The sequence below is a fragment of the Actinacidiphila rubida genome, assembly GCF_900110255.1.
GTDB lineage: Bacteria > Actinomycetota > Actinomycetes > Streptomycetales > Streptomycetaceae > Actinacidiphila > Actinacidiphila rubida.
Genome location: NZ_FODD01000102.1, coordinates 1 through 5,068, shown reverse-complemented (window position 1 = coordinate 5,068; position 5,068 = coordinate 1). Strand labels below are relative to the sequence as shown.

At 70.1% G+C, this 5,068-nt stretch carries 3 protein-coding genes and 1 pseudogene; 3 read left to right on the top strand and 1 reads right to left on the bottom strand.

What is annotated here, in order from left to right:
* Positions 1–909 (top strand): glycoside hydrolase family 11 protein (locus BMW99_RS38855; protein ID WP_075018418.1); only part of this gene is annotated, 909 nt, incomplete at its 5' end.
* A gap of 195 nt (positions 910–1,104) precedes the next feature.
* On the opposite strand, the gene BMW99_RS38850 is transcribed toward BMW99_RS38855, so the two are convergent.
* Positions 1,105–2,760 (bottom strand): glycoside hydrolase family 27 protein, encoded by a 1,656-nt coding sequence (locus BMW99_RS38850; RefSeq protein ID WP_079138341.1) that lies wholly within the window; start codon positions 2,758–2,760, stop codon positions 1,105–1,107.
* 556 nt (positions 2,761–3,316) lie between these two features.
* Here BMW99_RS38850 and BMW99_RS38845 point away from each other — a divergent pair.
* The gene (locus BMW99_RS38845; RefSeq protein ID WP_069463102.1) at positions 3,317–4,375 is read left to right on the top strand and encodes a LacI family DNA-binding transcriptional regulator; all 1,059 of its coding nucleotides are present in this window, start codon (positions 3,317–3,319) and stop codon (positions 4,373–4,375) included.
* 58 nt (positions 4,376–4,433) lie between these two features.
* Positions 4,434–5,068, top strand: a pseudogene (locus BMW99_RS38840) (ribulokinase); the annotation flags it as partial.

The window sequence follows — 5,068 nt, the reverse complement described above, 5'->3', positions numbered from 1 at the left end:
GTCACGTCGAGTCAGACCGGCACCAACAATGGGTACTACTACTCGTTCTGGACCGACGGCGGCGGCTCGTCGTCGATGACGCTGGGCTCCGGCGGCAACTACAGCACCTCGTGGAGCAATGTCGGCAACTTCGTGGCCGGCAAGGGCTGGAGCAACGGCGGCCGCCAGACCGTGAACTACTCCGGCAGCTTCAACCCGTCCGGCAACGCCTACCTGTCGCTGTACGGGTGGACCACCAACCCGCTCGTCGAGTACTACATCGTCGACAACTACGGCACCTACCGGCCGACCGGCACCTACAAGGGCACCGTCACCAGCGACGGCGGCACGTACGACATCTACGAGACGCAGCGCGTCAACGCGCCCTCGATCATCGGCACCGCGACGTTCAACCAGTACTGGAGCGTGCGGCAGTCCAAGCGCACCGGCGGTTCCATCACCACCGGCAACCACTTCGACGCCTGGGCCGGCCACGGCATGAACCTGGGCAGCTACAACTACCAGATCCTCGCGACCGAGGGCTACCAGAGCAGCGGCAACTCCAATATCACGCTGGGGAGTTCCGGCGGTGGCACCACCGGTGGCACCACCGGCGGGACCACGGGAGGTACGACCGGTGGGACCACCGGCGGTGGCGGAGGCGGTAGTTGTACCGCCTCCCTGTCCGCGGGTGAGCAGTGGAGCGACCGGTACAACCTGAACGTGGCGGTGACGGGTTCGAGCAACTGGACCGTGACGATGAACGTGCCGTCCCCCGAGAAGATCAGCGCGACCTGGAACACGAGCGCGACCTGGCCCAGCAGTCAGGTGATGATCGCCAAGCCCAACGGCAACGGCAACACCTTCGGCGTGACCATCATGACCAACGGCACCTGGACCTGGCCTTCTGTCTCCTGCCAGGCGGGCTGATGCGCAGAGCCCCCTCCCCGCGGCAATCGCGTGCGAGCTGACCCCACCGCCGGACGTCACCCGGCCGGACTCCGGCCGGGTGACGCCGTGTCACGCCGTGGTGGGGTCGTAGGTGCCGAGCTTCGCCGACGGGACGGCGTCACGCGCGTGCGGAACCCCTCCAAGGAGGGCCGGCCCCGGGCCCGGACCGGAACCCTAACCGAGGGTCCACTTCTGGTTGGGCTGGCCGTTGCAGGTCCACAGTTCGGCCAGAGCGCCATTGGCGGTCGACGCCCCGGTCACGTCCAGACACAGGCCGGACTGGGCGCCGGTGACCGTCCCGTCGGCGTTGACCAGCCACTTCTGGTTGGCCTGGCCGTTGCAGGCCCAGATCTCCACCTTGGTTCCCGGCGACGTCTGGTTGTCGTAGGCGTCGAGACACATCTGCGCACTGCCCGCGTACACGGACAACTGGCCGGAGGAGGTATGCGTCCATGTCTGGTTGGTGCCGCCCCCGCAGGTCCAGATGTCGACCTGCGTGCCGGCCGCCGTAGCCGAGTTCGGGACGTCCAGGCACTTGGCCGCGCCTACGGCGTGCAATGCGCCGGTCGTGCCGGTTCCCCCGCCGCTCGTTCCCCCCGCGACCCGGTACATCACCGTGCCGTGCGCCGGCACCGAGGCGCTGATCGGTCCCGAGGTGGTGGAGGTCGATCCGGACCACAGATCGGTCAGGGTGTAGCTCGACGCTCCGGTCTTGCCGATCGCCGTCGCGCTGGTGGAGACGGTGGCGGTCGACCCCGTCTCGTTGAACAGGGCCACCGACACGTCACCGCCTGCCAGCGGCTTCGCCAGCACGTCCAGGCCACCCGCGGACGAGACCATCGTCCCCTGCCTGCCCAGCGGGTCCTGGTCCACGGCGATCACGCGGGAGTTGGTGTAGACGGACAGCGTGGCGGAACTGGCGGAGGCCAGGTTGGTGCCGGCGATCAGCGGAGCGGCCATCTCCGCCCACAGGCTGAACTCCGAACGGTTCTCGGTGGTCGACATCGACCCGTTGCCGACCTCCAGCATGTCCGGGTCGTTCCAGTGGCCCGGCCCGGCGTACGGGGCGAGGCCGACGTTGCTGTGGAAGATGGACAGCATGCTGGAGAAGCCGGCGCTGATGTCGCCGGTGGTGCGCCAGCTGTTCCCGACGCCGGCACCCCAGGTCCACACGTTCTCCTGGCCCCAGTTGCACAGGCTGAACAGGATCGGCCGTCCCGTCGCGGCCAGGGCGTCGCGCATCGCGGTGTAACGGCTCTGCGCGGCGACGCCGTTGTTGTTGCAGTTGTCGTACTTCAGGTAGTCCACTCCCCACGAGGCGAAGGACTGGGCATCGGTCGTCTCGTGCCCCAGGCTGCCGGGGTACCCGGCACAGGTCGCCGTGCCGGCGTCCTCGTAGATGCCCAGTTTGAGGCCGAGGGAGTGCACGTAGTCCGCGGTGCCCTTGATGCCGTCGGGGAACTTGGCGGAGTCCGGGACCAGTCGGCCGGCGGAGTCACGGGAGTGCGTGAGCCAGCAGTCGTCGATGTTGACGTAGGCGTACCCTGCGGCCTGCATTCCGTCGGTGTGCATGGCCAGCGCGGTGGATTCGATCAGGGACTCGGAGACGTTGCAGCCGTAGGCGTTCCAGTCGTTGAAGCCCATCTGCGGCGTGAGCGCGAGGCCGTTGCCCAACGCGACGGCGGGTGGGGCCGTGCCCAGGGACACCAGCGGGAGGGCGAGGACGAGCAGGAGGGCGGCGAGGGCCGGCGCGAGCACCCTCGGAACGGGCACGGTCCGAGCGGGTACGCGCGGTCGCCTCGGTGAGCCGTACTGCCATGAACGGATCATCGACATGTTCTCCTCGTCGTCTCGGGAGTCGGTCGGGCGTTCCGATCGATGTGGGGCATCTCGTTAGCGCTCACACCCAGGAACGTCCAGCTTGCCCGTTGCCGGTGGCTGCGAGAGTGGTGCGAGGTGTGCGGTGCGTGCGGGCGGACGCGCGGTGCGGCCGCTCACGAGGTGGGCGGCCGGGAGCGCGACGGGCCAGGCGACCACGTCCACGTGACGGGTCGGCGCCGGTTGGCGGTTCGGCGGAACGGCGACGTCGACCCGGCGTCGCAGGGACATCTGATGCGCCCTCAGGGATCCCATGATGCGTCGGGCTCTGTCAATACCCCTCTCCCGGCCGGGGTCCGCCGACGCGCCGGGAATGCGTGACCGCATTCGTCCCGGAACCCGGACCGGCTTCCGCGGGTGTGTGGGGCGGTGCCGGACCGTGTGTCTTCTTTCGCCGCCCGGTTGCCGTCGGGTGCGGTACGTGTCCGCCGTCCGGGAGTTGCGGCAACATCCTTGACGTAGATGTCTGTGAACGCTAACAATGTCGCTCAACACGGATCGGAGAACCATGTCGCAGACCGCGGAGAGCACCGGCCCTCGCCGGGCCCCCACCATGGCGGACGTCGCCAAGCTGGCCGGGGTGTCGCACCAGACCGTCTCCCGTGTGCTGAGCGACCATCCCAACGTCCGCGACTCCACTCGGGCGGAGGTGCAGCGGGCGATCGAGCAGCTCGGGTACCGGCGGAACTCGTCCGCGCGCGCCCTGGTCACGCGGCGCACTCTCACGCTCGGCGTGGTGGCGTGCAATCCCACGCTGTTCGGCCCGGCGAGCATGCTGTTCGGCCTGGAGGAGGCGGCGCGGGACGAGGGCTACATGGTCTCCGCGGTGACCTTGCGCCGCTACACGGCGAAGGCGCTGGAGGAGGCGATCGACCACCTCAGCGACTGGGGGGTGGAGGGCATCGTGGTGATGGTGCCCCACCGGGCCGCGGTGGCGGCCCTGGCAGAACTCCGCCTGCCCTTTCCCGTGGTGACCGTCGAGGGCGGCCACAACCTGCCGATCGCCGGTGTCTCCGTGGATCAGGACCTGGGTGCCCGGTTGGTGACCGGCCACCTGCTGGCGGGGGGACACCGAACGGTCTGGCATGTCGCGGGCCCGTCGGACTGGCTGGAGGCCGAGGCCCGCGTCCAGGGCTGGCGCGCCGCGCTGGAGGAGGCCGGCGCCGAGGTGCCGCCGCCTCTCGTCGGCGACTGGACCCCGCTGTCCGGCTACCGGGCCGGGCAGGAGCTGGCCGGGCGCGTCGCGGCGAGTTCCGCCCGCCGAGGTGCCCCGGAGGTCTCGGCGGTGTTCGTGGCCAACGACCAGATGGCGCTGGGCGTCATGCGGGCGTTCCGGGAGGCGGGTCTGTCCGTACCGGGCCAGGTGGCGATCGCCGGGTTCGACGACATTCCCGAGGCCGAGTTCTTCGCCCCGCCGCTGACCACCGTCCGGCAGGACTTCACCGCCGTCGGCCAGGCCAGCATCCGGATGCTGGTCAGCCGCCTGGAATCGGGAACCACTGACGGCGACGAGCGCGTGGTCATCGAACCGCGGCTGATCGTCCGCAGCAGCACCACGCAGATCTGATCCGCACCTGCCCGACGTCCCGGCCGCAGGCGGGGCTGAGGCCTACATGGAGACAGCCATGACGACCGATCCACCGTCCGTCACCGTCGGCGTCGACTTCGGGACGCTGTCCGGCCGCGCCCTCGTCGTCGACGTCACCGACGGCCGCGAACTCGGCAGCGCCGTGCATGAGTACACGCACGGCGTGGTGGACCGCGCGCTGCCCGGCGGGCGCGTGCTGCCGCCCGACTGGGCGCTGCAGATACCCCAGGACTGGCGGGACGTGCTGCGGTTCGCCGTGCCGCGCGCCCTGGAGGCCGCGGGCGTGCGGCCGCAGCAGGTGATCGGGCTCGCCACCGACTTCACCGCGTGCACCGTGCTGCCGGCGACCTGGGACGGCACGCCGCTGTGCGAGCTGCCGGAGTTCACCGAACGCCCGCACGCCTACCCGAAGTTGTGGCGGCACCACGCGGCCCAGCCGGAGGCCGACCTGATCGTGCGGCGCGCGGAGGAGTCCGGGCAGCCCTGGCTGGCCCGCTACGGCGGCCGGATCTCCAGCGAGTGGCAGTTCGCCAAGGCGCTTCAGGTGCTCCACGAGGACCTGGAGGCGTACGCCGCCGCCGACCGCTGGATCGAGGCAGCGGACTGGATCGTGTGGCAGCTGACCGGGGCGGAGGACCGCAACCCGTGCACCGCCGGCTACAAGGGCGTCCA